Genomic DNA, 25,962 nt, shown 5'->3' with positions numbered 1-25,962 from the left:
GTTTAGAAGTACCCCTCGCGCTTGCGGTCTTCCATCGCGGCCTCGGACATCTTGTCGTCGGCGCGGGTGGCGCCACGCTCGGTAAGACGGGACGCGGCGATCTCGGTGATGACGGCGTCCAGGGTGGTGGCGTCGGAGTCGACGGCGCCGGTGCAGGACATGTCGCCGACGGTGCGGTAGCGGACAAGGCGCTTCTCGACCGTTTCGTCGTCCTTGGGGCCGCCCCACTCGCCGGCGGTCAGCCACATGCCCGAGCGCCGGAACACGTCACGCTCGTGCGCGAAGTAGATCTGGGGGAGTTCGATGCCCTCGCGGGCGATGTACTGCCATACGTCGAGCTCGGTCCAGTTGGACAGGGGGAAGACGCGGACGTGCTCGCCGGGGGCGTGGCGGCCGTTGTAGAGCTGCCACAGCTCGGGGCGCTGGCGGCGCGGGTCCCACTGGGAGAACTCGTCCCGCAGCGAGAAGACCCGTTCCTTGGCGCGGGCCTTCTCCTCGTCGCGGCGTCCGCCGCCGAAGACGGCGTCGAACTTCTCGCTCTGGATCTTCTCGGTGAGCGGGACGGTCTGGAGCGGGTTGCGGGTGCCGTCGGGGCGTTCGCGCAGCTTGCCCGCGTCGATGTAGTCCTGCACGGAGGCGACGTGCAGCCGCAGGCCGTGCTCGGCGACGACGCGGTCGCGGTATTCGAGGACCTCGGGGAAGTTGTGCCCGGTGTCGACGTGAAGGAGCGAGAAGGGGATCGCCGCGGGGGCGAACGCCTTCAGCGCCAGGTGCAGCATGACGATCGAGTCCTTGCCGCCGGAGAAGAGGATCACCGGCCGCTCGAACTCACCCGCCACCTCGCGGAAGATGTGCACCGCCTCGGACTCAAGGGCGTCCAGGTGGGACAGCGCGTACGGGCTGTCCGTCTCCTCGGTCACTGTGGCCACGGTCGTGGTCATGCTGCACCCCTTTCGTTCGCTTCTCCGCCTGCGCGGCGCAGAGGTGCGGGTTTCGCGGTCGTCTGCGGCTGGGCGGCCGCGCATGCGTCGCTCACAGGACACCCCTTTCGATGAGCAGCGCGCGCACGGCCGCCGCGGACTCCTGCACGGTCTGGTCCTGGGACTCGATGCGCAGATCGGGTGACTCGGGTGCCTCGTAGGGGTCGTCGACCCCGGTGAGCCCGGAGATCTCGCCGGCCGCCTGCTTGGCGTACAGACCCTTCACATCGCGTACGGAGCAGACCTCCACCGGCGTGGCCACGTGGACCTCCAGGTAGGGCGTGCCGCCCGTCTGGTGGCGCTTGCGTACCGCGTCGCGGCTGTCCGCGAACGGCGCGATCACCGGCACCAGGACCTTCACGCCGTTACGGGCGAGCAGTTCGGCGACGAAGCCGATGCGCTGCACGTTCGTGTGCCGGTCCTCGCGGCTGAAGCCGAGGCCCGACGAGAGGAACTCACGGATCTCGTCGCCGTCGAGCACCTCGACCCGGTGGCCGTCCTCGCCCAGCTTGCCCGCGAGTTCGTAGGCGATGGTGGTCTTGCCCGCGCTGGGCAGGCCGGTGAGCCAGATGGTGGCTCCGGTGGTCACGTGCTTCTCCGATACGTTCCGGGGACCGGTGTCCTGCTGAGGCCGAGTCGCTGTCTGAGGCTCTGTCATCAGTGGATCCCGCACTCGGTCTTGGCGTTGCCCGACCAGCGTCCCGCGCGGGCGTCCTCGCCCTCCAGGAGACGGCGGGTGCACGGCGCGCAGCCCACGGAGCCGTAACCGTCCATGAGGAGAGGGTTGGTGAGGACGCCGTGCTCGGTGACGTAGGCGTCCACGTCGTCCTGCGTCCAGCGGGCGATCGGCGAGACCTTGACCTTGCGGCGCTTCTCGTCCCAGCCGACGACCGGGGTGCCCGCGCGCGTCGGCGACTCGTCGCGGCGCAGGCCCGTCGCCCACGCGGAGTACGAAGTCAGGCCTTCCTCAAGGGGCTTGACCTTCCGCATGGCGCAGCACAGGTCGGGGTTGCGGTCGTGCAGCCGCGCGCCGAACTCGGCGTCCTGCTCGGCGACGCTCTGCCGCGGCGTGAGCGTGATGACGTTGACGTCCATCACGGCGGCCACGGCGTCACGGGTGCCGATGGTCTCGGGGAAGTGGTAGCCGGTGTCGAGGAACACGACGTCCACTCCGGGGCGGGCGCGCGAGGCGAGGTGGGCGACCACCGCGTCCTCCATGGAGGAGGTCACGCAGAAGCGGTCGCCGAAGGTCTGAGAAGCCCACTGGAGGATCTCCAGGGCGGAGGCGTTCTCCAGGTCGCGCCCGGCCTGCTCGGCGAGCGCCTTCAACTCCTCGTCGGTGCGCTGCTCCTGTTTCTGAGCAGTCGTCATATCTCTTCCCCTCCACCGCTGTTGCGCTGAACTCCCTGGGCGAGCAGCCCGAGGAACTTCAACTGGAAGGCCCGATTGCACGCGGCGCATTCCCAAGCGCCGTGACCGGTCTCGTTGGGACGCAGGTCCTCGTCGCCGCAGTAGGGGCAGTAGAAGGGTGCGGCGCGCTCGCTCATGACAGCGCCTCCTCGCTGGCGCGGGCCACCCAGGTGGCGAAGCGCTCGTCGTCCGCGCGCTCCTTCTCGAAGCGCTTGATGACCCGCTCGATGTAGTCGGGCAGCTCGTCCGAAGTGACCTTCAGACCACGGACCTTGCGGCCGAACCCGGCCTCGAGGCCGAGCGCGCCGCCCAGGTGCACCTGGAAGCCCTCGACCTGGTTGCCCTCGCCGTCCAGGACCAGCTGTCCCTTGAGGCCGATGTCGGCGACCTGGATGCGGGCGCAGGCGTTCGGGCAGCCGTTGATGTTGATGGTGATCGGCTGGTCGAACTCCGGGATGCGGCGCTCCAGTTCGTCGATGAGCGAGGCGCCACGCGCCTTGGTCTCGACGATCGCCAACTTGCAGAACTCGATGCCGGTGCACGCCATGGTGCCGCGCCGGAAGGGGGAGGGAGTGACCCGCAGGTCAAGGGCTTCGAGCCCGGCGACGAGGGACTCGACCTGAGCCTCCTCGACATCGAGCACGATCATCTTCTGCTCGGCGGTGGTACGCAGCCGGCCGGAGCCGTGCGCGGCGGCCACATCGGCGATCTTCGTGAGCGTCGCGCCGTCCACACGGCCGACGCGGGGTGCGAAGCCGACGTAGAAGCGGCCGTCCTTCTGCTTGTGCACGCCGAGGTGGTCGCGCCAGGTGCCCGCGGGCTGCTCGGGCGCGGGCCCGTCGAGGAGCTCGCGCTCGAGGTACTCGTCCTGAAGGATCTGCCGGAACTTCTCGGGTCCCCAGTCGGCGACGAGGAACTTCAGGCGGGCACGGTTGCGAAGCCGCCGGTAGCCGTAGTCGCGGAAGATGCCGATGACGCCGGTCCACACCTCCGGCACCTCGTCGAGCGGAACCCAGGTGCCGAGCCGCACGCCCAGCTTGGGGTTGGTGGAGAGCCCGCCGCCGACCCAGAGGTCGAAGCCGGGCCCGTGCTCGGGGTGGTTGACGCCGACGAAGGCGACGTCATTGATCTCGTGCGCGACGTCGAGCTGCGGCGAGCCCGAGATGGCGGTCTTGAACTTGCGCGGCAGGTTCGAGAATTCGGGGTTGCCGATGAAGCGGCGCTGGATCTCGTCGATGGCGGGGGAGCCGTCGATGATCTCGTTCTCGGCGACACCGGCGACGGGCGAGCCGAGGATGACGCGGGGCGTGTCACCGCAGGCCTCGGTGGTGGAGAGCCCCACGGCTTCGAGCCGCTCCCAGATCGCGGGGACGTCCTCGATGCGGATCCAGTGGTACTGCACGTTCTGCCGGTCGGTGAGGTCGGCGGTGCCGCGCGCGAACTCCTGCGAGATCTCGCCGATGACGCGCAGCTGCTCGGTGGTCAGCCGCCCGCCGTCGATCCGGACCCGCAGCATGAAGTACTCGTCGTCCAGCTCCTCCGGCTCCAGTACGGCGGTCTTGCCGCCGTCGATGCCCTGGCGACGCTGGGTGTAGAGCCCCCACCAGCGCATACGGCCGCGGAGGTCGTTCGGGTCGATGGAGTCGAAGCCGCGCTTCGAGTAGATCGTCTCAATGCGTGTCCGCACATTGAGACCGTCGTCGTCCTTCTTGAACTGTTCGTTGCCGTTGAGCGGCGTGAAGTGGCCTACGGCCCACTGGCCCTCACCACGGTGACGGCTCACCTTGCGCCTGGGCGCGGCAGTCGTGGGCTTTTCGGGGGTGGCAGCCATGGCTATTACGTCCTTCAAGGGCGGGCTGAGGGCGGCTCTGACCTGCACACTTCGCGCAGGAGGCGCGGCGGTGCGCAAAAGGTCGGTCAGGAAGAGAGAGGCGGCGGCGCTGGTGCTGTCAGCTCGCCGGACACATGGCGCTGGACATGCGGCAGAGATCGACGTGACGCCGACTCACCAAGGCAATTCCAGTGCGATCCATGACGGAAGCGTGTCATGGGACTTTCGGCCCAGTCCACCATTATCCAAAATGTGGACCGCTGGGTCTCGCTATGCGAGACGGTGTGGTCTCGGTCACTTCTTCCGGCACCCCTGAGGGGGTCGCGGAGCTACGCGCCGGGCCAGGGGCCAGGGGTGGGAACGTCCGGCTCCTGTTCGACCTTCGTGTCGAACAGCTTGAAGCCGCGCCGCAGGTAATTGTCCATGGCGTGCTCGCCGTCCTTGGAGCAGGTGTGCAGCCACACTCGCTTGGTCGGGGTGAGCTCGGACCACCGCTCGGCGAGGTCCCAGGCCCGCCGCACCCCGTACGCGAGCAGGTGTCCGCCGATCCGTCGGCCCCGGAAGGCGGGGATGAGGCCGAAATACACGATCTCCACGACACCCTCGTCCCGCGCCGCCAGTTCCACATAGCCGGCGGGCGTTCCCCTCTCGTACGCGACCCAGGTCTCCACGCCCGGCTTGCCGAGCTCCTCCTGCCACTGGGCGTAGGAGAGGGAGAGGCGGTCCGTCCAGCGGATGTCGCCGCCGACGGAGGCGTAGAGGAAGCGGCTGAACTCGGGCGAAGGGATCTCGGCCCGGACGATCCGCACGTCGTCGCCCTCGGGGGCGGCGGCGGGAAGCAGATCCGTGGGAGCGGTCTGCTTCAGGGACCAGGTGGTGACAGTGAGGCTCATGCAGGTCAGAGAATCACGGCGCCGGGACGGCGGCCAAGGCGGGCAACCGCACTCAAGGCTCCGGCACCCTCCGCGCCGCCTGCACCGCGGGCGCCGTCGAGTGCGGCAGCAGATTCGCCGGGTGCTCCGGCATGATCACCATCACGTCCACGTCCTCGGGGAAGCGGTAGGGGCGGTGGGCCAGGAGTCCGCCCAGGTAACGCCGGACCCGGGAGAGCTCGGCGCGGACCGTCACGGTGCGCGCCGGATCGCCGAACATGTCATCGGCGAGGCCCGACGCGCTGCGGCCCTTGCGGTGGGTGCTCAGGAGGAACAGCAACTCGGCATGGCGCGGGCTGAGTTCGTGCGTCCAGCCGCCGGTGCCGTCACCCTCGACGGTGACCGACCAGCGGCGCGGCCCGCTCACGTCCAGGATCACGCGGGTCGCGGTCAGCGGCCGCGGGTCGTCCTCGACGCGCAGCAGCCAGCCGCCGGGCAGCGGTTCCACCGTGCAGGTGCCGAGCGAGGGCAGCCACATGTGGCCCGCGGCCATGGCCTTGGGCAGCGCGAGCCGGTCCGTGGGCGGCATACCCGTGACCGCCGCCGTCCACCCGTGGGCGTCCACCGCAAGGGCGCGCCCCGTGAGGCGCGCGAGGACCGGCGCCGCCACCGAGCGGAGCCGGTCGAGCGCCGTCACATGGGTCTCCCGCAGCCGGGCCTCGGCGAGCTTGGCCACCGAGTCGACCAGGGCGAGCGTCGCCGGATGCATCGTGTTCAGCGGGCCGCTGATGTCGACCACGCCGAGGAGGCGGCCGTCGCGGGGATCGGTGATGGGCGCGCCCGCGCATGTCCACGCGTGGTGCGTCTCCACGAAGTGCTCGGCGGAGAACACGTGCACGGGGCGGCGCACGACGAGCGGTGTCCCGATGCCGTTCGTGCCGACGACGCTCTCCGCCCAGTCCGCGCCCAGTTCGAAGCCGAGCGAGTCCGCCTTGCGCAGCACCGGGGCGTTGCCCTCGCGCCACAGCACCCGCCCATCCGGGTCACAGACGACCATGATGTGGTGCGCCGCGTCCGCCACCGAGACGAGCGCATCGCGCAGCACCGGCATGATCTCCGCCAGCGGCGACGCGCGCCTGCGTTTCTCGAGCTCCTCGACGCCGAGCAGCCTGGAGCGGTAGTCGTGGTCGGGATCGACCCCGTCGAGCTTCATGCGCTCCCAGGACTCCTCGATCACCGGACGCGGCAGCACGCGCGGGTGCACCCCGGCGAGCGCCGCGTGACGGACACCCGCGAGGAGCCGGGCGGCCTGCGTACTGTCCATGGCGGAGATCCTCGCGAGGCTGATCGTCGAAGTCGCGTTCATCACCGGGTCCTTCCCGAGCAGAGCCGGCGCGTCGGGGCACTCACTCATCGTGCCCCTTCGGCGACCGCAAGGGTATTGGTTCAGTAATGAACAGCTGACTTGCAACCATCTGCAACTCTCGCGAACGGCCGTGCGGTGATCGAAGCTGATGCCGACGCCGTTCGCGCGGCGTGCACGCTCCGCAACGGAGCCAGAACGCGGGGGTGGTGCCGTGTCGGCGCAGCACCACCCCCGCGCTTCCGTCATGACCCGCCGGACGGCTTCTAGTTGTCGCGCGGAGCCGCCCGCTCCACCACGGAGGCCAGATCGAGGCTGTGCGGCAGCGTCCCGAACGCCGAGCCCCAGTCACCGCCGAGCCGCGAGGCACAGAACGCGTCGGCCACCTCCGGGGGCGCGTACCGCACCAGCAGCGAGCCCTGGAGCACCAGAGCCATCCGCTCCACGAGGCGCCGGGCCCGCGCCTCGATGGCGTCCAGGTCGGCGAGTTCGGTGAGCAGCCCCTTGATCGCGCCGTCCAGACGGTGATCGGCGCCGCGGGCGAGGCCCACCTCCTGGAGGAAGGCGTTCAGCGCCAGCGGCTCCCGCTGCAACGCACGCAGCACGTCCAGCGCCTGTACGTTCCCCGAGCCCTCCCAGATGGAGTTGAGCGGCGACTCGCGCAGCAGCCGCGGCATCCCCGACTCCTCGACGTAGCCGTTCCCGCCGAGTACCTCAAGGGCCTCCACCACGAGGGGCGTGCAGCGCTTGGTCACCCAGTACTTCGCGGCAGGCACCGCGATCCGCAGGAACGCGCGCTCCTGCTCGCTCCCGTCGTCGTAGGCGGCGGCGAGACGCAGCGCGAGCGTCGTGGCCGCCTCCGACTCCAGGGCCAGATCGGCGAGGACGTTGCGCATGAGCGGCTTGTCGATGAGCTTGCCGCCGAACGCCTCGCGGTACGTGGCGTGGTGCACGGCCTGCGCGACGGCCTGCCGCATGAGCGCGGCCGAACCCACGACGCAGTCGAGCCGCGTGGCGGCCACCATCTCGATGATGGTGCGCACCCCGCGCCCCTCTTCCCCGACCCGGCGCGCCCACGTCCCGTCGAACTCGACCTCGCTCGACGCGTTCGACTTGTTGCCCAGTTTGTCCTTGAGGCGCTGAATGGCGAAGGCGTTGCGGGTGCCGTCCTCAAGGACCCGCGGCACGAGGAAACACGTCAGTCCCGCACCGGTCTGCCCGAGCACGAGAAAGCCGTCGGACATGGGCGCGGAACAGAACCACTTGTGGCCCGTGAGTTCATAGGCACCCTCTTCCGCGAGAGCACGCGCGCGTGTCGTGTTCGCACGCACATCGCTGCCGCCCTGCTTCTCCGTCATGCCCATCCCGAAGAGCGCTCCGGCCTTCTGGGAGGCGGGCCGCAGCCCCTCGTCGTAGACGATGGAAGCGAGTCGCGGCTCCCACTCTGCGGCGAGCGCGGGATCCGTCCGCAGCGCCGGAACCGCCGCGTGCGTCATGGAGACCGGGCAGCCGTGCCCCGCCTCGACCTGCGACCAGACCAGGAACCCGGCCGCGCGCCGCAGATGGCCGCCGGGCTGCGACCAGGCGGTCGTCAGACCCGACGACACCGCCTTGCCGAGCAGCCGGTGCCATGCCGGATGGAAGGTGACTTCGTCGATGCGGTTCCCATAGCGGTCATGGGTGTGCAGAACGGGCGGATTCTCATTGGCCAGGAACCCCCATTCCCGCGCCTGCGCCGAACCCGCGGTGCGCCCGAGCAGGGAGAGGTGCTCGCGGGCGCCGTCGAGGAGCGCGGGATCGAGATGCCGTTCGACCCCTTCCACGAGGGCGCGGTCAGACGTAAAAACGTCATATCCCACCAGGGGCGGAGCCTGGTTGGTCACTGTGTGGGTGGTGGCTGCCATGCCGCTACGGTAAGGAGGTGCACCAGGCAAAAGAAACACCCGGGAGGCCGTCCGGCCGCTGGAACCGGGCCCGCGCTCTCTACAGCAACGTCTCCAAGCGCAGGACCGCCTGGCTGCTGCTCAAGGACACGGTCAACTCGTGCGTGGAATACCGCATCCTGGGACTCGCCGCCGAGGCGGCGTTCTTCACGCTGCTCTCCGTGCCGCCGCTGCTCCTGAGCCTGATCGGCCTGCTCGCGTACGTGGACCGGTGGACCGGCGCGAACACGATCGCCAGCGTCGAGAACAACATCCTCGAAGCCTCCCGTACGGTCCTCTCCGACAAGGGAGTCCGGCAGATCGCGGAGCCGATACTGGAGGACGTGATGCGGGTCGGCCGGCCCGACGTCATCTCCATCGGATTCCTGTTCGCCCTGTGGTCGGGCTCGCGCGCCGTGAACGTCTTCATCGACACGATCACGGTCATGTACGGCCTCGACGGCGCGCGCGGCATCGTCAAGACCCGCCTCCTCGCGTTCGGCCTGTTCATCGTGGCGCTGCTGATCGGTTCGGTGGCGCTGCCGCTGATGGTGGCGGGTCCTGACGCGGTGGTGAATCTGGTGCCCGGCTCCACGACGGTGGTGCAGATCCTGTACTGGCCGGTGGTGACACTTCTGTCGGTGGTCTTCCTGACGACGCTGTACCACGTGTCCGTCCCCGTGCGCTCGCCCTGGGTGGAGGACATGCCGGGCGCGCTGATCGCCCTGGGGATGTGGGTCCTCGGCAGCTTCCTGCTCCGGATCTACCTGACGAGCACGGTCGAAGGCCCCACGATCTACGGTTCGTTGGCGGCGCCGGTGGCCGTGCTCCTGTGGATCGGCGTGTCGGCGTTCGCGGTCCTTGTGGGCGCGGCCGTGAACGCGGCCATCGACCGGGTGTGGCCCTCCGTCGCCACGGCCGCTGCGCGAGCTGCCAATGACCGGATACGGGAGGCGCGGGCGGTGGAGGTGGTTGCGCGGGCCGCGGCTGCTCGGGAGGCTTCCGCGGACCCGGACGACCCCGACATGCCGTCGGAGTTCCCCGAGCGCTGGTCCCGCTTTCTGCCCCCGGATGACGTCTCTTCACGCCTGCGGACGCACGTGAAGAAGAACGGGGCGAACGGGGAGAAGCCGCCGGAGTAGGGCGGATTCATCCCCAACCCCGCCCCTTCCCGAAAACCGTGCCTGCGCCCCGGGCCTACCTGGGGCTCCGCCCCAGACCCCACTCCTCAAACGCCGGAGGGGCTGAATTCTCAGCCCCTCCGGCGTTTGAGGAGGCCCTCGCGCAGCCAGTTTTCGGGAAGGGGCGGGGTTGGGGAATTTCACGCCTTCCAGACGCCCGCCTCCGCCTGCTCCCTGGCGAAATCAGCGAAGTCACGCGGCGCCCGCCCCAGAATCTCCCGCACCCCCTCGGAGAGATACGCGTTGCGGCCGTCCAGGTTCGTCTCGAAGAGTTCGATCAGGAACTCCGCCTCCTCCGCAGGAACCCCGTACTCGGCAAGAGCACCCCCGTACTCCCTCGCCGAGACGGGGACATACCGAATCTCCCGCCCCACGGCCGCCGACACCTCGCCCACCGCGTCGCGGAAGGAAAGCAGCCGCGGCCCCGATATCTCCACCACCCGCCCCGCGTAGCCCGAGTCGGGGCGAAGGACCGCCACCACCACATCCCCGATGTCCCGCGCGTCGATGAACGGTTCGAGCACCTCCCCGGCGGGGAACACCAGCTCCCCGGCCCGCATGTCTTCGAGCAGCGGCCCCTCGCTCAGGTTCTGGGCGAACCAACTCGCCCGTACGACCGTCCACTCCGCCCCGGACTCCCGCACCGCCCGCTCGGCCGGCTCCGCCTGGTCCTCGCCCCGTGCCGACAGAAGGACGAGCCGCCGTACGTCGAGCTCCACCGCCCGCCGGGCCAGCGCGCCCACCGTGTCACCCGCGCCGGGCGCGCCGACGTCCGGCATGTAGGCGAGGTACGCGGCGTCCGCGCCCCGCAGCGCGTCGTCCCACGTCGAGGTGTCGTACCAGTCGAACCGCACGGCCCCCGAGCGCGATGCCGCCCGCACCGTGCAGCCCGCCGCCTCGGCGGCCTCCGCGACTCGGCGCCCGGTCTTGCCGGTGGCCCCCGTCACCAACACCGTCATGTTCTGCGTGCCATTCGTGCTCTGCGTGCTCTGCGTGTTCCCCGCGTTCTCTGTCATGACTTCAGTGAACTGGCTCGCGCCACAAGGAACCATCCGCCAGGGACTCACCCCCATACGCGTGCGTCTACGCTCGTGACATGGACGTACTCGCAGGCTTGCTGGAAGGCCCCCGCGCCCGAGGAGCCTTCATGATCCGCGCGTGCTTCGACCCGCCCTGGTCCGTCCGCATCGCGGACGAGGCGCCGCTCTCGGTCATGATCATGGTGCGGGGATCCGCCTGGATCGTGCCCGATCACGACGAACCCCAGCTGATCCGCCCCGGAGACGTCGCCATCGCCCGCGGCCCAGACCACTACACCGTCGCCGACGAGCAGGCGGCCCCGCCCCGCGTCGAGATCCGGCCCGGCGAACACTGCGTGCCCCTCGGCGACACCCCGGCCGACCAGTACCGGGACCTGGGCCCGCGCACCTGGGGCCAATCGCTCGACGGCGCGTCGGAGATGCTGATCGGCACCTATCAGGCGCGCGGCGAGATCACCGGACGGCTCCTCGACGCCCTGCCGCCGCTCCTCGTCCTGCCCACCGAGGTGTGGGACTGCCCGCTCACCCCGCTGCTCGCCGACGAGATCGCCAAGGACGAGCCGGGGCAGGACGTCGTCCTCGACCGGCTGCTCGACCTGCTGATGATCGCTTCGCTGAGGGCGTGGTTCTCGCGGCCGGAGGCGGAGGCCCCCGCCTGGTACCGCGCGATGGGTGACCCGGTCGTCGGACAGGCGATCCGGCTGCTCCAGGACGACCCCGCACACCCCTGGACGATTGCCGCGCTCGCCGCGAAGACGGGCGTATCGCGGGCCGCACTCGCCCGGCGGTTCACCGAACTCGTGGGCGAGCCGCCGATGGCGTACCTCACGGGCTGGCGGCTCGCGCTCGCCGCCGACCTGCTGCGGGACAGCGAGCAGACGATCGCCTCCATCGCCCGCCGTGTCGGATACGGCAGCGCGTTCGCGCTCTCCAGCGCCTTCAAGCGGGTGTACGGCGTCAGTCCGCAGGAGCACCGCTCACCCGCCGCGTGACCCCGTTGGCGGCGTAGCCTGAAGAACGTGTCGTACGAGAGCGTCGAGTACGCGGAGCGGCCGTCCCGGCTGGCGGGCGCGGTCCTGTGGACCCGGGCCTCCGGCGGCGCGGCGGGCCCCGTGTACCCCGTCCTGCCCGACGGCTGCATGGACCTGCTGTGGACCGGCGGCAAGCTCCTGGTCGCGGGCCCCGACACGCGCGCCCACCGCCCCGAGGCGAACGTCGCCGCCCGGTACGTGGGCATCCGTTTCTACCCCGGAACCGCCCCCGCCTTCCTCGGAGTGCCCGCGCACGAACTGCGTGACCGGCGCGTCGACCTCGCCGACCTGTGGCCGTCCGCAGAAGCACGCCGCCTGACCGAACGCATGGCCACGGCCCGCGATCCCGCGGCCGTCCTGGAATCCGTCGCCCTGGCGCGCGCGGGCGCCGTGGAGCCGCCCGACCCGCTGCTCGCGCATGTCGTCAAGGCGCTGGACGCGGGGCGCAGCATCGCGGCGACCGCCGAGGAGGCGGGCATCAACGCCCGCCGCCTGCACCGGCGTTCACTCGCCGCGTTCGGCTACGGCCCCAAGACCCTGGCCCGGGTCCTGCGGCTACAGCGCGCGCTGACCCTGGCCAGGGGAGGCCTTGCGTACGCGGAGACCGCGGTCGTCGCGGGCTTCGCGGACCAGGCCCATCTGGCGCGTGACGTCAAGGAGTTGGCGGGCGTACCGCTGAGCGAGCTGCTCAGCCCGCGGCCGGAGTAGGCAGCGGCGCGAACAGGTCGACGCCGTTGCCGTCCGGGTCGAGGACGGAGGCGTACCGCTGGCCCCAGAAGGCGTCCCACGGCTTGAGCTCACCGTGATACCCGGCGCCGACCAGCTCCTCGTACGCCGCGTCGACGCCCGCCGGGGTCTCGCAGTGGAACGCGAGTCCGATGCGGCCCGAACCGCTCGGCGGCTCCCAGTTCTCGGCGAAGGAGCGGATGGTCTCCTCGGTGTCGAACGCGATGCGCAGGCCGCCGGGGAGCGCGGCCTCGACGTGCGGCTGGTCCTCGGAACCCGCGGGGAACTCCAGGCCGAGGCGGCGGTAGAAGGCGAGTGTGGCGGCCATGTCGGCGACGACGATGCCGACGAGGTCGAAACGGGGTGTGATGTTCGTGTTCATGCTTCGCAGCGTAGACAGCCCTTCGCCACCCGTATTGAAGAAATCGGACGCCCCATCGGCCGACTGTCCCGTGCCGCGAATCCTCGCCACGGTGGATGCCATGCACTTGCCGAGCGACAATCGCGGGCGTGTGCTGCTCGTGCGGCGCAGTGGGACCGAGCGGTTCCTGCCCCGAGTGTGGGGCGTTCCGTGCGGCAAGCTGGAGCCCGGCGAGAGTCCCCTGGACGGCGTGCTGCGGGAGCTGAAGGAGGAGACCGGCTCCTCGGCGAGGTGCTCGAAAAGGTCGGCGAGTCGTCCTTCGTTAGCCGGTACCGCGGGCACGAGGTCAAGAACTGGTAGGACAACTTCCTGGTGCGGCCGCTGAGCCTCGAGGTGTCGCTGCCCCACCCCGACCAGGACCACCGCTGGCTCGCCCCGGCCGACTTCGGCACGGCGCCGGGTCACGGGGAGATCAGTTTCGCCAGAGACTCCAGCTCCGCCAGATACTCCTCCACCTCCATCGGCCGCTTCACCACCGCCTCTGCGCGGCCACCCGCGTGCGATTCGGACGACTCGGCCGAGCCGGTCGAGGCTGCCGAGTCGGCGAACACGTCCGTGTGGCCAGTTCGCGCACCAGGTCGAAGAGTCGTTCGGGGGAGCCGAGTTCGGCGACAGCGACGCGGGCGGCCCCCCGCAGCCGAAGCCGCCGAGCCAGCCCGCGAACCGTCCGGGGCGTGAGTAGTGCTGAGTCACCGGAAATCCCCGGTCAGAGCGAGGTTCCCCCGGGCGTATCCGGTACCGGCGGCTCTTCCTCGGGCGTGGCGTCCCGGTACGAGAAGGTGAACGCGAACTCGGCGGGTGCGGCGTGGAGTTCGTAACGTGGCAGAACCCCGGGGCCGCAGGACTGCGAGCCGATGCCGTGCTGCCCGTGGTCGAGGTGGACCCACACCGTGTCGCCCGGGGTGAGATCCGTACGGTGCGTGGCCGCGTCGAGCTGCTCGGTGGTCCAGCGGCGCGCCGTGAACCAGAAGGCGGGCTCGCCGACCATCCGTACGCCCTCGCCGGTGAAGCCCGCCCGCAACTCGGCCCAACGGACGTCCGCACGGGCGCCGTTCTCCTGAGGGCGGACGTAGGGCGTCTGCATCCGGTCGACCGGTGAGAAGTGCCGACTGCTGATGGATGCCGCCGCCGTGTCCGGATAGGCCTCGCCGATGCCGCCGAACCAGTGCGCGTACCCGTACGCGGCAGGCAGCCCGAGCCGGATGCCGAGCCGGGGCAGCGGCGCCGTCCACTCGCCTTCGGGCGTGACCGAGACCGTGAGCGTCAGCCGGTCGCCGTCGGAGGTCCATCGGTAGGCCGTGCGCAGGCCGATGTCACGCGCGGCGGGTGCCACGCGGGTACGGACGGTGAGGCCGTCGTCCGTCAACTCCACCGCGTCGACCCGGTGTTGCATCCGATGCAGGCCGAGCTCGCGCCAGACGATGCCGTGGCGCTGCCCGCTCTGCCAGGACGCACCGTTGTCGTTGTCGGTGGGGGCGCGCCAGATGTCCAGGCGGGGGGCGCCGGACAAGGTGATGTCGTTCAGGGTGAGCAGCTCGCCGGTGCGGGCGTCGAAAGTGCCGGGGCCGAGCGTGATGAAGTGCCCGCCGTGCACCGGGCGTTCACCGGTGGCGGCGGGGACGGCCGGCCGTGGCGTGACGGGGAACTCGGCCCGCGCGACGACGTGGTCCAGCTTCGCCCAGTTCGTCTTGACGCCGACCATCGCCGTGAGGTGCAGGAGGGTCTCGGCCCGGCGGCTCGCGGGCGGCGCGTCGGGCAGCTTCAGGTCGACGGATTCACCGGGACCCAGGTCCGGTGGGACGGCCAGCTCTCCGGCCTCGTACACCGCGTCGTCGTCGCTGATGTACGACCACTCGAACGACAGATGGGACAGGTCCGCGAAGTCGTGGAGGTTGGTGATCCGGGCCGTCCCCGCTTCCGCGTCGTACGCGAAACCCACCGGCTGGATCACCCGCTTGTACACGTCGAGCCCCGGCGACGGCAGCCGGTCGGGGAAGACCAGGCCGTCGCAGACGAAGTTCCCGTCGTGCAGCTCCTCGCCGAAGTCGCCGCCGTACGCATAGCCGAACTCCGGGTGCCTGAGGCCGTGGTCGATCCACTCCCAGACGAAGCCGCCCTGGTTGCGCTCATGCGCGTCGAACAGCTCCTGGTACTCGCTCAGGCCGCCGGGTCCGTTGCCCATCGCATGGCCGTACTCGCAGAGGATGAAGGGGAGTTGGCGCCGGGACTCCGGACCGTCCGTGTCCGCTCGGTGGCCGATGCGCTCGACCTCGGCATGGTCGGCGTACATGCGCGAGTACATGTCCGTGTCCGCGCAGGAGCGGTCGCCCTCGTAGTGGATGAGGCGACCCGTGTCCCGCGCGCGGATCCAGTCGGCCATGGCGGTCAGGCCGCGGCCCGTGCCGCATTCGTTGCCGAGGGACCAGATGATCACCGAAGCGTGGTTCTTGTCGCGCTCGACTATGCGGGCCGCGCGGTCGAGGAGGGCGGGCGTCCAGCGGTCGTCGTCGACGGGGTTGCCGCGCCAGCCCTGCTCGGTGAAGCCGTGGGTCTCCAGGTCGCACTCGTCGATGACCCACAGGCCGAGCTCGTCGCAGAGGTCGGGGAAGGCGGGGTGCGGCGGATAGTGGCTGGTGCGTACCGCGTTGATGTTGTGCTGTTTCATCAGCAGGACGTCGGTGCGCATGGTGTCGAGGTCGAGCGCGCGGCCCGTCTCCGGGTGGAACTCGTGCCGGTTCACGCCCCGGAACAGGATCCGCCGCCCGTTGACCTTGATGACGCCGTCCTCGACGGCGACGGTGCGGAAACCGATCCGCAGCGGGACGCGTTCGCCCGTCGTGGCGAGGACACCGTCGTAGAGGCGTGGTGTCTCGGCGGTCCAGGGCTCGACGACCACCGTCACGGACTCGCCCGTGGCGACATCGATCCCCAGCTCGGGCACACTGACCCGCCCCTCGACGTCCGATGCGACGCGCAGGGTTCCCGTCCCCGCGCGATGGTCGTACGACGCGTGCGTGAAGAAGTCGGACACGCAGCCCTCGGGGCGGTGCAGCAGGGTCACGTCCCGGAAGATTCCCGGCAGCCACCACTGGTCCTGGTCCTCCAGATAGGAGCCGGACGACCACTGGTGGACGCGGACCGCGAGGACGTTGCCGGACGGCTTCAGAAGGTGGCCGACCGCGAACTCGTGGGGCAGGCGCGAGCCCTTGAACTCACCGAGCTCGGTGCCGTTCAGCCAGACGCGCGCACAGGACTCGACGCCGTCGAAGCGGAGTGTGCCGCCGCCGGTCGCGGGCCAGTCGTCCGGCAGGTCGAAGGTGCGCAGGTGGTCGCCGGTCGGGTTCTCGGTGGGCACGCGGGGCGGGTCGACGGGGAAGGGATAGACCACGTTGGTGTAGATGGGCGCGCCGTGGCCCTGCAACACCCAGTGACCGGGCACCGCCACGGTGTCCCAGCCATCGGCGTCGAAGCCGACCGATGCGAAGGAGGCGTCGGTGGTGTCGGCGGCAGGGGAGAGCCGGAAGCGCCAACTGCCGTTCAGCGAAAGGGAGATGGCATCGGACTTCGCATACCACGCGCGGGGCGGGAGGCTGCCGGTGCCGGGGGATACGTCCTCGAGGTAGGGGAGCTCCATGGCTTCCATCAGACAGGGGAGGGGCGGGGCGTCACAACACTCACGCGGCGGGGGTTGTTGGATTCTCGGCGGCGCGGTTGGACGAATCGCGCATGAGGTGCGGATTTCGTCGTACGTCGCCGACTACTCGGGCGTAAACCGCTGAGGTATGGCATTCGCGGCACGATATCGGTAGCTTGCGGAAGCGTGACCACCAGCGAACAAGCCACCAGCGAACAAGAAAGCGGGCCGGAGAGCGCCCACCCCGTGCCCCAGACCTCCCCCTCACCCCCACCCCCGCCCCTGTCCGGCACGCTCCCGCTGACCGACCGCACCCGCCACAGCCGGCTGCGGGAGCAGGGCAGCCAGGACCGCGCCGACCTCGAAGCGATCCTCGACGCGGGGTTCATCTGCCATCTGGGCGTTGTCGTAGACGGTCACCCCATGGTCGTGCCCACCGTCTACGGCCGCGACGAGAGCCACCTCTACCTGCACGGCTCGGTCGCGAGCCGCAGCCTGGCCGCCGATCCCGAGGCCACGGTCTGCGTCACCGTCACCCACGTGGACGGTCTGATCCTGGCCCGCTCGGTCTTCGAGCACGGCGTCAACTACCGCAGCGCGATGATCTATGGCGTCCCGCGCAAGGTCACCGACCCGGACGAGAAGCTGGCGGGCCTGCGTCTGCTCACCGAGCACGCGACCCCCGGCCAGTGGGACTACGCCCGACGCCCGAGCCGCAAGGAACTCGCCGCCACGACCATCCTCGCCCTCTCCCTGGCGGAGGCCTCGGTCAAAACGAGCGAGGGCCCTCCGGACGACGGCGAAGGCCCGGACGCGAACCTAGGACTCTGGGCGGGAAACCTCCCCCTGACGTCCACTTGGGGCACCCCGCTCGCCGACCCGCTGCTGCCGCCGGGCATCGCGGTCCCGCGGCACATCGCGGAGCGGGGCGGGAGGCGGCACGGCTGAGAGCACCCGGAGTGGAGGTGGGGCGCTCCGGTCCGCCGACCAACTGCTGGCGCCCGGCACGCTCCGGGACCGCACGTGACGCCATCAACAGGGACCAGGCCGCCGCTGCTCCGATCGGTCCGTGCTGCGGGGCGGCGGGGCGCTCACCCTTGTCGTCGCCCTGGGCATCTGCTTGACTCCGCCCGCCAGAACGCGAGTACAGCTGAACGCGAGTACGCCAGAACGCCAGTACGCCATCTCACCGGCGGAGGCCGCCATGGACATCACCCGCAGACGTCTGTTGTCCGCCCTGTCGGCCGCAGGCCTCCTGGCAGTGGTCCCCGCACCGCCCGTCGGTGCCGCCGAGGCCGCGGCCGGCGGGGAACGCCTCCTGGCCAACACCGTCGGGATCTTCGCGGGGACCGCCGAGTCCAACGCACGCCCAGAGACGGCCGCCAAGCTCGCCGCGATCGACAGGACAGCCCGGACGAACCTGAAGGCGATGGACGACGCGGGCGAGGGCGAGCTCTTCGCCGGTCAGGCGCTCGGCACCGACGACGCCAACCTCAACACGGCCTTCAAGCGGCTGTACGAGATCGCCCTCGCCACCCGCACACCGGGCTCCCTCTCCGACCTCCACGGGAACACCGCCGTGCAGCGCCGCGTGATCGACGGCCTCGGATGGCTGCACGAGCGCTACTACGGCGACCAGTCCAAGGGCTACTACGGCAACTGGTTCAACTGGGAGATCGGCATCTCCCAGTCCGTCAGCAAGACACTCGTACTCCTCCTCGACGAGGTGCGCGCCTACAAGCCCGACCTCATCACCACGTACGTCGCCTCGATGGACGCCTACCTCCGCAACGGCACCGACGGGGACGTGAACCTGGACTCGCGCTTCCACACCGGCGCCAACCTCGCCGACATCACCACCAACCGGATCCTCCAGGGCGCGCTCCTCGGCGCGGGCGGCGAGGCCCGCATCCGCAAGGCCCTCACCGACCAGCTGACGGTCTTCGTCACGATCGACCCCTACCGCCTCAACCATGGTGTGACGGACGGCCATTACGCCGACGGCTCCTTCATCCAGCACGCCTCCGTCGCGTACACGGGCTCGTACGGCAAAGGTCTGCTCACCCGGGTCGTGCAGACCCTCAAGATCCTCGACGGCACGGGCTTCGCGCACGGCGAGGAGCTGGTGCCGACCATCCGGGGATGGGTGCGCGACGGCTTCGCTCCGCTCATCTTCGAGGGCTGGATGATGGAGATCGTCAAGGGACGCGCGGTGTCGCGGCCGGACGGCGGCTACGTCGACGTGGCGGTCGTGGTCGAGGCCGTCGTCGACCTCTCGTCCATCTCCACCGGCGCCGACGCCACCGCCCTCAAGAGCTACGTGAAGCACATCCGCTCCACCTCGCGCGCCACGCTCAACCCGACCGCATTCGTATCGCCGGTCAGCGTCGCGCTCCACGCCGACATCATCGGTGACGCGTCGGTGCCGCCCGCCGACCTGAACCCCGCCTCGCGCAGCGTCGCCTTCAACGCCATGGACAAGACCGTCCACCGCAGACCGGGCTACGCCTTCGCGCTCGCGCGCAGCTCCGACCGGATCAGCAAGTACGAGTACATGAGCGGCGAGAACCTCATGCCGTGGTTCCAGGGCGACGGGGCGTACTACCTCTACCTCTCGGGACAGGACCAGACGCAGGCGTACGGGGTCGACTACTTCACCACGGTCTCGCCGTACGGCCTGGCGGGAGTGACCGCGCCCGTCGAGCAGCGCCGGACGGTACCGGACCTCTACGGGAAGCCGTACTACGACAACCCCGGCCACCCGCTGAACTTCACCGCGTCGTCCGAGTCGCAGAACAAGTACGTCTACTTCCCGCGCGGCACCAACCAGTACTCGGGGGGCGCCGTCCTCGGGACGTACGGCGCGGCCGGGGCGGTGCAGTCCAGTGACGCCGCCTTCCACGACCGGGAGTTGCTGCCGGACGACTTCGTGGTCTACCGGGGCGCGACGGCGACGAAGTCGTGGTTCTTGCTCGACGAGGAGATCGTCGTGCTCGCGGCGGGCGTCGGGGACGGCGCGGGGCGGGCCGTGACGACGACGGTCGACGCGCGGACCGCGGCACCGGACGACCAGGTCTCCGTCACCGGGGAGTTGCGTGACGGCCGCCCCTGGACCGGCGCGGGCACGGGCGACCTCCGGTGGCTGCGCTACGCCAACACCACGCAGCGCACCTCCGTCGGCTACGTCTTCCTGGACACGCCGAAAGTGCGGGTCGCCCTGGACAAGGTCACCCGAAGCCGCCGGGTCGTCCGCACCGCGAACCCGGACACCGCGGTGACGCGCACGGTCCTCGGCGTGAGCGTGGACCGGGCTGCCGGCGCCCGGCCCGTCTCCCTGGCGTACGCGCTCGTGCCGAACGCGGCCGATGCGGGGCTGCGGTCCTACCGGGGCGGACGGCCGCTGAAGGTCCTGGCGAACACTGTCCGGCTCCAGGCCGTCAGCCACGCGGGCCTGGGCCTGACCGCCGCGAACAGTTTCACGGCGGGCCGCCACGAGGTCGCGGGGCTGCGGATCGATGGGCCCGCCTCCGTACTCGTACGGCGCGAGCGGCGCGGCACCACCACCGTGGCGGTGTCCGACCCGACGATGGACCGCGCCGGTATCAGCGTGTGGCTGCGCGGCCGTCTGCTGCGGGAGGTGAGGGCGGATGAGGGGGTACGCGTGAGCCGGGCCCACGGCGGAACTCGGATAGACGTGAACACCCGCCAGGCGTACGGCAGAAGCTTCACGGTGACGCTGCGGGTCTGACAACTGCTGCTAGGGCGAAGGGGCTTGGTCCGATGCCGCTACTGCAGTGGGGTCACTGAGCCCACAGCCAGGCCGAACAGCTACTCGCCCGGGGGGCCGTCGAGGGTAACGGCCTGCACCGGGCAGGCCCGTACGGCCTCGCGCACCAGCGGGTCGCCGCCGCCGTCGGCGCGGCCGGGGAGCACCTCGCTGAAGCCGTCGTCGTCCTGGGTGAAGACGCTCGGCGCGGTGAGCGCGCACATTCCCGCGCCCACGCACCGGTCCTTGTCCACATGAACGTTCACACTCATCGCTTCCCGCTCCTCCATCTCCTACCAGGTGACGGGCAGTTCGAGCATCCCCTGGATCGTGTCGCCCGGCTTGAACGGTATCTCCCGTGCGGGCACCGCGAGGCGAAGCTCCGGCATCCGGTCGAAGAGCGTCCGCAGGGCGATCTCGATCTCGGCGCGGGCGAGGTTCTGACCGAGGCACTGGTGAATGCCGAACCCGAAGGCGAGATGGTGGCGGTCGGCACGGTGGAAGTCGAGCTCCTCCGGCGTCTCGTAGGCCGCGCCGTCGCGGTTGATGAGGGAGGTGGAGAAGATGACGCCGTCGTCCGCGCGGATGGTGCTTCCGGCGATGTCGATGTCCTCCTTCGCCACCCGCAGCATGCCGTCCGCGATGGACAGGAAGCGCAGCAGTTCCTCGACGGCCGCGGGCATCAACTCCCGCTGGGCGCGCAGTTCGTCGAGCTGGGCGGGGTGCTGCAGGAGGGTGAAGACCCCCAGGGAGATCATGTTCGCCGTGGTCTCGTGCCCCGCTACCAGCAGGATCGTCGCCAGGCTGACCAGTTCGCCGCGGTCGAGCGCGCCCTCGGAGAGCTGCCGGTGGATCAGCTCGTCGAGGAGCCCGTCTCCCGGCTCCCGCCGCTTGCGGTCGATCAACGCGTGGAAATACGCGTCCAGTTCGTCCCGTGCCCGCTCCGTGTCCTCGGCGCGGGGGCCGCGAAGCAGCCGGCGCGACTGCTCCTCGAAGAACTCGTGATCGGCGTAGGGCACTCCGAGGAGGGCGCAGATCACCATGGACGGAACCGGCAGCGCGTACGCGCCGACCAGTTCGGCCCGTGACCCCTGCGCCTCCATGGCGTCGAGGAGCCGGTCGACCGTCTCCTGGATCCGGGGCCGCAGCGCGGCGATCCGCTTGACGGAGAAACTCGGGATCAGCATGCGGCGCTGCGCGTTGTGCACGGGGTCGTCGACACCGAGCAGGGCGACCCGGCGGTTGCGTAGCTTCGCGAAGCGTTCGGTCGGCGCGGGAAACGCCTCGTTCTCGCGGTCGGTGGACAGGCGCGGGTCGATGAGCAGGTCACGGGCGGCGGCCTGCCCGGTGACCACCCAGACGGAACGCCCGTCGAACAATCGCACCCGCGACAACGGCCGGGCCTCGCGGAGCGGCTCGTACGACTCGGGCGGGTGGTAGGGGCAGGTGCGGTCCTGCGGGAAGGCGACTGACTCGGACGCGACTGACTCGGTCATGGACGTACCTCACAAGCGGAGGGGCTCCTTTTACCTGTTTCCATTGGATGCCTGGGGCATCTAGTTGGTCCACGGCAAGACAAGCCAGATCACACCTGATCTGCGGCGTAAATCTGGCCGGAACCAAACCCTCCGCTCAACCTCGGGAACCCGGCGGCTCCGCCGAGCCCGGCCCCTGTGCGCGGACTGCGCGGGGTGTCGTGTTCCACCAGCGGCGGCAGCAGCGGTTCAGGGCCGACTGTTCGGAGAGGCCCAGGAGCAGGGCCACCTGGCCCAGGGGGAGGTCGGTTTCCGTGAGGTAGCGGTGCGCCGCCGTGCGTCGTTCGGCGTCGATGACCTCGGCGAACGTCGTGCCCGCGGCCCGCAACCGGCGCTGCAGGGTCCGCGGATGGACGTTCAGGAGGTGCGCGACGGTGCCGATCTCCGGTGGCGATGTGCCGAGCGAGCGGCCCACCACGGCACGGACGCCGCTGACGATCTCCGTTCGCTCCGCGGGCAGTTGCTCGTCCAGGTACGCGAGGGCGAGGCGGCGTAGGTGGGCGTTGCCGCCGCCCAGCGGCCGGTCGGCCAGGCTGAGCGGGACGCGCAGCAGCGCCGCGGGGCGGTCCGCCTTCACGGGTACGCCGAAGAAGTCCTCGTACGCCGGCAGCGGGGCAAGGAGCGGATGCGGCAGTTCGACCGAGCCGAGGCCGTACGGGCCGACCAGGTAGACGATGGCCCGGTGCATGAACCCCAGGGAGAGGTCGATGCCCTGCGGCGGCGCCGCCACCCCCTCGCGCACGCCGTAGCGCAGGGCGGCCACCCCCGGCGTGCCGTACGGGTCCGGCTCCAGGCTCAGGCTCAGCGAGCGCGCGTGGACGAACAGATAGCGCGTGGTGCACTCCAGGGCGTCCCCGAGCGTGGCGGAGTTCTGGATGGCGAGGGCCAGGGCGCCGAGCATGCCCAGGTCCTGCCGGGCCGCGATGCGCAGGCCGAGGTCGGGGCAGACGAGGTCCTCCGCGGCCAGCTCCAGTACCGTGGCCATCGCCTCCTCGGGCACCAGAAGGTCGTCCCCGTCGAGCGCGGCCGTGGGCACGCCCGCCTGCCGGGCGTAGGCTTCGGCGTCGCCGCCGAGCTCCGCCACCGTGGCGCGGAACCCACGTAGCCCCGCCGATCTGATCACGGACATGTCGTCCAGGGTCAAAGATCTGTCGTCCCGGGTCAATTCCTGCCGGGTGTGCTTCCGGACACTGGAGGAATGACGTACTCCGCAGACTCAAGGACCGAGGGCCCGGAAGGCGCCGCCGACCCCGGCACCCCCACCGAGCACATCGACGTCGTGATCGTGGGCGCCGGGCTCTCCGGCGTCGGCGCCGCCTACCGGCTGCAGACCGAGTGCCCCGAGCGCTCGTACGCGATCATCGAGGCGCGGCAGTCCATGGGCGGGACCTGGGACCTGTTCCGCTACCCGGGCGTCCGCTCGGACTCCGACATGTTCACCCTCGGCTACGCCTTCAAGCCCTGGCGCGACACGAAGGTGCTCGCCGACGGCCACTCCATCCTGAGCTACATCAAGGAGACGGCGGCGGAGTTCGGCATCGACCGGCGCATCCGCTACGGCACCAAGGTCGTCGGCGCCGACTGGTCCACCGCGACCGCACGCTGGACCGTGACCCTGGAGCGCACCGACGCGGACGGCAGCCGCACCCTGACCACCATCACCTGCGACTTCCTTTACTCCTGCGCGGGCTACTACGACTACGACCAGGGCCACGCCCCCGAGTTCGCGGGCGTCGACTCCTTCACCGGCACGGTCGTGCACCCGCAGTTCTGGCCCGAGGACCTGGACCACGCGGGCAAGCGCGTGGTCGTCATCGGCAGCGGCGCCACCGCCGTCACGCTGGTGCCCGCGATGGCGAAGAGCGCCGCGCACGTCACCATGCTGCAGCGCAGCCCGACCTGGATCGGCTCGCTGCCCTCGCGGGACAGGCTCGCGGACGGCATCCGCGCCGTACTGCCCGCGGGCGCCGCGCACCGGGTCGTGCGGACGAAGAACATCCTCTTCGCCATCGGCCTCTACCAGTTCTGCCGCCGCAGCCCGAAGGCCGCGCGGAAGCTGCTCACCGGCCTCAACAAGCGCATCGTCAAGGACGACCGCCTGGTCGCCGACCACCTCACGCCGTCCTACGACCCGTGGGACCAGCGGCTGTGCGCGGTGCCCGACGCCGACCTGTTCGAGTCGCTGAAGGCGGGCGACGCCGAGATCGTCACCGACCACATCGACCGCTTCGTCCCCGAAGGCATCCGGCTGAAGTCCGGCCGTGTCCTGGAGGCCGACGTCGTCGTGACCGCCACCGGGCTCCAGCTCCTCGCCTTCGGCGGCATCGCGCCCCGCGTCGACGGTCAACCGGTCCAGCTGAACCGGCAGTTCGTGTGGCGCGGCGCGATGATGACGGGCGTACCCAACTTCGCCGTGTGCATCGGCTACACCAACGCGTCCTGGACGCTGCGCGCCGACCTCACGTCCCGGCTCGTCTGCAAGGTGCTCAACCACATGCGCGCCAACGACTACGCGGCGGTGGAACCGAAGCCGGCCGGCACGCTCACCGAACGCCCGCTGCTCGACCTCGCCTCCGGATACGTCCAGCGTTCCATCGACGCCTTTCCCCGGCAGGGCGACCGCGGCCCCTGGAAGGTCCGGCAGAACTACGTGCTCGACGCCGCGTCGACGATGCGTACCAACCTGCGCAGGACGCTGGCGCCCACGCCGATGTCCGCCGTACGCCGGGCCCGCGCGGCGGCGGCCGTGTCGCCCGTCGCGGTCGGGGGCGTCGCGGGCGGGCGCGTCGTGGGCGGGCCTGTCGCGGCCGGGCGGGAAAAAGGTTGGCGCTCCGCCTGAGGCCGGGGCTAGGGTTGGTTCCGTTCCACCGGCGGCCGTGAAGGCCGTCGGTCGTCGGCGGAGTGTGTGATCCAGGAGGTGTGACCGATGGCTGTCGTTGAGATGGGCGCTGCCCGCATCGAGAAGTCCGTTCATTCCACCTCCGTGGCCACCGGCTGACCTTCCTCTTCTTCGCGCGCCCGTGTGCGCGTGCGCCGGGGCCACCCCTGTGAAGGGTCCCCCTTGTCTTCCTCTTCTCCATCCCAGTTTCGATCTCAGCCTTCATCCGCGTCCTCGCACCCTCTGGCGCCCTACGGCTGGGACGAGGACTGGGAAGCCGAGTTCACCCCGTACGCGGCGCAGGGTCTGCTGCCCGGCCGCGTCCTGCGCGTCGACCGAGGCCAGTGTGATGTCGTCACGCCGGACGGCACGGTCCGTGCCGACACCGAGTTCGTCGTGCCCCGCGACCCGATGAAGGTCGTGTGCACGGGGGACTGGGCCGCCGTCGACCCCGACGGCGGCGATCCTCGGTACGTCCGTACGCTGCTGCCGCGCCGGACGGCCTTCGTGCGGTCCACTTCCTCGAAGCGGTCCGAGGGGCAGATCCTCGCGGCCAACGTCGACCACGCGATCATCGCGGTCTCGCTCGCCGTCGAGCTCGACCTCGGCCGGATCGAACGGTTCCTGGCCCTGGCCTGGGAGTCCGGGGCCCAGCCGCTGGTCGTCCTCACCAAGGCCGACCTGGTTCCGGACGCCACCGGCCTGTCGTACCTGGTCGAGGACGTCGAGACCTCGGCCCCCGGCGTCCAGGTGCTCCCGGTCAGCGCGACGACCGGGGAAGGCGTCGACATCCTGTGCGCCGTCGTCGCCGGCGGTACGTCCGTCCTGCTCGGCCAGTCCGGAGCGGGCAAGTCGACGCTGGCCAACGCGCTGGTGGGCGAGGACGTCATGGTCGTCAACGCCGCCCGTGACGTGGACGGCAAGGGCCGCCACACCACGACCACCCGCAACCTCCTCGTGCTCCCCGCGGGCGGCGTACTCATCGACACGCCGGGACTGCGCGGCGTCGGCCTGTTCGACGCGGGGGCGGGCGTCGGCCAGGTCTTCGCCGAGATCGAGGAGCTGGCGGCCGACTGCCGCTTCCACGACTGCGCCCACGCCGCCGAGCCCGGCTGCGCGGTACTCGCCGCCGTGGAGGACGGCACACTCCCCGACCGCCGCCTCGACAGCTACCGCAAGCTGATCCGCGAGAACCAGCGCATCGTCGCCAAGACGGACGCGAAACTCCGCGCGGACATGCGCCGCCTGTGGAAGCTGCGGGGCGCGGAGGGCAAGGCAGCGATGGAGGCGAAGCGGGGGCGCGTCCGCTAGGGGTGAGCCTGGGGGACGCCCGGTGCGGGGCAGGTCACCCACCCCGCACCGGGCGTCCCCC

The 25,962-nt window shown here is 70.6% G+C and carries 23 protein-coding genes and 1 pseudogene; 8 read left to right on the top strand and 16 right to left on the bottom strand.

The window, feature by feature from the left end; all coding sequences use genetic code 11:
- Positions 1–2: 2 nt before the first annotated feature.
- From cysD to ACIBCK_RS12050, 9 genes are all read right to left on the bottom strand, one after another.
- Positions 3–941: a sulfate adenylyltransferase subunit CysD gene (gene cysD, locus ACIBCK_RS12090; RefSeq protein ID WP_399389280.1), complete on the bottom strand. Its 939-nt coding sequence runs from the start codon at positions 939–941 to the stop codon at positions 3–5.
- A 91-nt stretch (positions 942–1,032) separates the two neighbouring features.
- Positions 1,033–1,638, bottom strand: coding sequence for an adenylyl-sulfate kinase (gene cysC / locus ACIBCK_RS12085; RefSeq protein WP_399389278.1), 606 nt, complete (start codon positions 1,636–1,638; stop codon positions 1,033–1,035).
- Entirely contained in the window at positions 1,638–2,351 is a 714-nt protein-coding gene (locus tag ACIBCK_RS12080; protein ID WP_399389277.1) for a phosphoadenylyl-sulfate reductase, read from the bottom strand. The genes cysC and ACIBCK_RS12080 overlap by 1 nt, the downstream gene beginning before the upstream one ends.
- The gene (locus ACIBCK_RS12075; RefSeq protein WP_160507861.1) at positions 2,348–2,527 is read right to left on the bottom strand and encodes a hypothetical protein; all 180 of its coding nucleotides are present in this window, start codon (positions 2,525–2,527) and stop codon (positions 2,348–2,350) included. Before ACIBCK_RS12075 ends, ACIBCK_RS12080 begins: the two co-directional genes overlap by 4 nt.
- The gene (locus tag ACIBCK_RS12070; RefSeq protein WP_399389275.1) at positions 2,524–4,221 is read right to left on the bottom strand and encodes a nitrite/sulfite reductase; all 1,698 of its coding nucleotides are present in this window, start codon (positions 4,219–4,221) and stop codon (positions 2,524–2,526) included. Before ACIBCK_RS12070 ends, ACIBCK_RS12075 begins: the two co-directional genes overlap by 4 nt.
- A gap of 118 nt (positions 4,222–4,339) precedes the next feature.
- Complete coding sequence (locus ACIBCK_RS12065; RefSeq protein ID WP_323178717.1) at positions 4,340–4,423, bottom strand: putative leader peptide; 84 nt, start codon at positions 4,421–4,423, stop codon at positions 4,340–4,342.
- A 127-nt stretch (positions 4,424–4,550) separates the two neighbouring features.
- Positions 4,551–5,114: a GNAT family N-acetyltransferase gene (locus ACIBCK_RS12060; protein WP_399389273.1), complete on the bottom strand. Its 564-nt coding sequence runs from the start codon at positions 5,112–5,114 to the stop codon at positions 4,551–4,553.
- Between the two features lie 52 nt (positions 5,115–5,166).
- On the bottom strand, positions 5,167–6,459 hold the full coding sequence (locus tag ACIBCK_RS12055) for a GAF domain-containing protein (protein ID WP_399389271.1): 1,293 nt from the start codon (positions 6,457–6,459) through the stop codon (positions 5,167–5,169).
- A 263-nt stretch (positions 6,460–6,722) separates the two neighbouring features.
- Positions 6,723–8,360, bottom strand: a complete 1,638-nt coding sequence (locus ACIBCK_RS12050) for an acyl-CoA dehydrogenase family protein (RefSeq protein WP_399389269.1) — start codon at positions 8,358–8,360, stop codon at positions 6,723–6,725.
- A 17-nt stretch (positions 8,361–8,377) separates the two neighbouring features.
- Here ACIBCK_RS12050 and ACIBCK_RS12045 point away from each other — a divergent pair, with 17 nt between their 5' ends.
- Positions 8,378–9,520 (top strand): YihY/virulence factor BrkB family protein, encoded by a 1,143-nt coding sequence (locus tag ACIBCK_RS12045; RefSeq protein ID WP_399389267.1) that lies wholly within the window; start codon positions 8,378–8,380, stop codon positions 9,518–9,520.
- 179 nt (positions 9,521–9,699) lie between these two features.
- Here ACIBCK_RS12045 and ACIBCK_RS12040 read toward each other — a convergent pair whose 3' ends face one another.
- Positions 9,700–10,575: an NAD(P)H-binding protein gene (locus ACIBCK_RS12040; protein WP_399389265.1), complete on the bottom strand. Its 876-nt coding sequence runs from the start codon at positions 10,573–10,575 to the stop codon at positions 9,700–9,702.
- 80 nt (positions 10,576–10,655) lie between these two features.
- Between ACIBCK_RS12040 and ACIBCK_RS12035 the strand changes: the two genes are divergently transcribed.
- On the top strand, positions 10,656–11,591 hold the full coding sequence (locus ACIBCK_RS12035; RefSeq protein ID WP_399389263.1) for an AraC family transcriptional regulator: 936 nt from the start codon (positions 10,656–10,658) through the stop codon (positions 11,589–11,591).
- A gap of 27 nt (positions 11,592–11,618) precedes the next feature.
- Complete coding sequence (locus tag ACIBCK_RS12030; protein ID WP_399389261.1) at positions 11,619–12,338, top strand: helix-turn-helix domain-containing protein; 720 nt, start codon at positions 11,619–11,621, stop codon at positions 12,336–12,338.
- Here ACIBCK_RS12030 and ACIBCK_RS12025 read toward each other — a convergent pair.
- Positions 12,319–12,738 carry a VOC family protein gene (locus ACIBCK_RS12025; RefSeq protein ID WP_399389259.1) on the bottom strand — a complete coding sequence of 140 codons (420 nt, stop codon included), beginning with the start codon at positions 12,736–12,738 and terminating at the stop codon, positions 12,319–12,321. The genes ACIBCK_RS12030 and ACIBCK_RS12025 overlap by 20 nt on opposite strands.
- A 100-nt stretch (positions 12,739–12,838) precedes the next feature.
- On the opposite strand from ACIBCK_RS12025, the pseudogene ACIBCK_RS12020 reads away from it, so the two are divergent.
- Positions 12,839–13,170 (top strand): annotated as a pseudogene (locus ACIBCK_RS12020) (NUDIX hydrolase); the annotation flags it as partial.
- A gap of 8 nt (positions 13,171–13,178) precedes the next feature.
- On the opposite strand, the gene ACIBCK_RS12015 reads toward ACIBCK_RS12020, so the two are convergent.
- Both ACIBCK_RS12015 and ACIBCK_RS12010 read right to left on the bottom strand, forming a co-directional pair.
- Positions 13,179–13,328 (bottom strand): hypothetical protein, encoded by a 150-nt coding sequence (locus tag ACIBCK_RS12015; protein ID WP_399389792.1) that lies wholly within the window; start codon positions 13,326–13,328, stop codon positions 13,179–13,181.
- Positions 13,329–13,483: 155 nt separating this feature from the next.
- Positions 13,484–16,411, bottom strand: a complete 2,928-nt coding sequence (locus ACIBCK_RS12010; RefSeq protein ID WP_399389258.1) for a glycoside hydrolase family 2 TIM barrel-domain containing protein — start codon at positions 16,409–16,411, stop codon at positions 13,484–13,486.
- 282 nt (positions 16,412–16,693) lie between these two features.
- Here ACIBCK_RS12010 and ACIBCK_RS12005 point away from each other — a divergent pair, with 282 nt between their 5' ends.
- Both ACIBCK_RS12005 and ACIBCK_RS12000 read left to right on the top strand, forming a co-directional pair.
- Complete coding sequence (locus ACIBCK_RS12005) at positions 16,694–17,359, top strand: pyridoxamine 5'-phosphate oxidase family protein (RefSeq protein ID WP_399389770.1); 666 nt, start codon at positions 16,694–16,696, stop codon at positions 17,357–17,359.
- A gap of 256 nt (positions 17,360–17,615) precedes the next feature.
- Positions 17,616–20,159, top strand: a complete 2,544-nt coding sequence (locus ACIBCK_RS12000) for a polysaccharide lyase family 8 super-sandwich domain-containing protein (protein ID WP_399389256.1) — start codon at positions 17,616–17,618, stop codon at positions 20,157–20,159.
- A gap of 80 nt (positions 20,160–20,239) precedes the next feature.
- Here the strand turns inward: ACIBCK_RS12000 and ACIBCK_RS11995 are convergent, their stop codons facing one another.
- The 3 genes from ACIBCK_RS11995 to ACIBCK_RS11985 form a co-directional block, all read right to left on the bottom strand.
- Positions 20,240–20,449, bottom strand: coding sequence for a ferredoxin (locus ACIBCK_RS11995; protein ID WP_399389254.1), 210 nt, complete (start codon positions 20,447–20,449; stop codon positions 20,240–20,242).
- 21 nt (positions 20,450–20,470) lie between these two features.
- On the bottom strand, positions 20,471–21,673 hold the full coding sequence (locus tag ACIBCK_RS11990) for a cytochrome P450 (RefSeq protein WP_399389253.1): 1,203 nt from the start codon (positions 21,671–21,673) through the stop codon (positions 20,471–20,473).
- A gap of 136 nt (positions 21,674–21,809) precedes the next feature.
- Complete coding sequence (locus ACIBCK_RS11985; protein WP_399389251.1) at positions 21,810–22,841, bottom strand: AraC family transcriptional regulator; 1,032 nt, start codon at positions 22,839–22,841, stop codon at positions 21,810–21,812.
- A 69-nt stretch (positions 22,842–22,910) separates the two neighbouring features.
- Between ACIBCK_RS11985 and ACIBCK_RS11980 the strand changes: the two genes are divergently transcribed.
- Both ACIBCK_RS11980 and rsgA read left to right on the top strand, forming a co-directional pair.
- Complete coding sequence (locus ACIBCK_RS11980; protein ID WP_399389249.1) at positions 22,911–24,551, top strand: flavin-containing monooxygenase; 1,641 nt, start codon at positions 22,911–22,913, stop codon at positions 24,549–24,551.
- A gap of 222 nt (positions 24,552–24,773) precedes the next feature.
- Positions 24,774–25,901 (top strand): ribosome small subunit-dependent GTPase A, encoded by a 1,128-nt coding sequence (rsgA, locus tag ACIBCK_RS11975; protein ID WP_399389247.1) that lies wholly within the window; start codon positions 24,774–24,776, stop codon positions 25,899–25,901.
- The last annotated feature ends 61 nt before the right edge of the window (positions 25,902–25,962 follow it).

The organism is Streptomyces sp. NPDC051218, assembly GCF_044455475.1.
In the GTDB taxonomy this organism is placed as follows: Bacteria; Actinomycetota; Actinomycetes; order Streptomycetales; family Streptomycetaceae; genus Streptomyces.
The sequence above is the reverse complement of the archived record's forward strand: the minus strand, read 5'-3'. Positions and strand labels throughout refer to the sequence as shown.

Excerpts from the sequence above, each read along its gene's own strand:
- ACIBCK_RS12075 (WP_160507861.1), bottom strand. The coding sequence starts at position 2,527 with ATGAGCGAGCGCGCCGCACCCTTCTACTGCCCCTACTGCGGCGACGAG.
- ACIBCK_RS12040 (WP_399389265.1), bottom strand. The coding sequence starts at position 10,575 with ATGACAGAGAACGCGGGGAACACGCAGAGCACGCAGAGCACGAATGGC.
- cysD (WP_399389280.1), bottom strand. The coding sequence starts at position 941 with ATGACCACGACCGTGGCCACAGTGACCGAGGAGACGGACAGCCCGTAC.
- ACIBCK_RS11995 (WP_399389254.1), bottom strand. The coding sequence starts at position 20,449 with ATGAGTGTGAACGTTCATGTGGACAAGGACCGGTGCGTGGGCGCGGGA.
- cysC (WP_399389278.1), bottom strand. The coding sequence starts at position 1,638 with ATGACAGAGCCTCAGACAGCGACTCGGCCTCAGCAGGACACCGGTCCC.
- ACIBCK_RS12080 (WP_399389277.1), bottom strand. The coding sequence starts at position 2,351 with ATGACGACTGCTCAGAAACAGGAGCAGCGCACCGACGAGGAGTTGAAG.
- ACIBCK_RS12065 (WP_323178717.1), bottom strand. The coding sequence starts at position 4,423 with ATGGATCGCACTGGAATTGCCTTGGTGAGTCGGCGTCACGTCGATCTC.
- ACIBCK_RS11980 (WP_399389249.1), top strand. The coding sequence starts at position 22,911 with ATGACGTACTCCGCAGACTCAAGGACCGAGGGCCCGGAAGGCGCCGCC.
- ACIBCK_RS12035 (WP_399389263.1), top strand. The coding sequence starts at position 10,656 with ATGGACGTACTCGCAGGCTTGCTGGAAGGCCCCCGCGCCCGAGGAGCC.
- ACIBCK_RS12055 (WP_399389271.1), bottom strand. The coding sequence starts at position 6,459 with ATGAACGCGACTTCGACGATCAGCCTCGCGAGGATCTCCGCCATGGAC.
- ACIBCK_RS12050 (WP_399389269.1), bottom strand. The coding sequence starts at position 8,360 with ATGGCAGCCACCACCCACACAGTGACCAACCAGGCTCCGCCCCTGGTG.
- ACIBCK_RS12010 (WP_399389258.1), bottom strand. The coding sequence starts at position 16,411 with ATGGAGCTCCCCTACCTCGAGGACGTATCCCCCGGCACCGGCAGCCTC.
- ACIBCK_RS11985 (WP_399389251.1), bottom strand. The coding sequence starts at position 22,841 with ATGTCCGTGATCAGATCGGCGGGGCTACGTGGGTTCCGCGCCACGGTG.
- ACIBCK_RS12060 (WP_399389273.1), bottom strand. The coding sequence starts at position 5,114 with ATGAGCCTCACTGTCACCACCTGGTCCCTGAAGCAGACCGCTCCCACG.
- ACIBCK_RS12025 (WP_399389259.1), bottom strand. The coding sequence starts at position 12,738 with ATGAACACGAACATCACACCCCGTTTCGACCTCGTCGGCATCGTCGTC.
- ACIBCK_RS11990 (WP_399389253.1), bottom strand. The coding sequence starts at position 21,673 with ATGACCGAGTCAGTCGCGTCCGAGTCAGTCGCCTTCCCGCAGGACCGC.
- ACIBCK_RS12000 (WP_399389256.1), top strand. The coding sequence starts at position 17,616 with ATGGACATCACCCGCAGACGTCTGTTGTCCGCCCTGTCGGCCGCAGGC.
- ACIBCK_RS12070 (WP_399389275.1), bottom strand. The coding sequence starts at position 4,221 with ATGGCTGCCACCCCCGAAAAGCCCACGACTGCCGCGCCCAGGCGCAAG.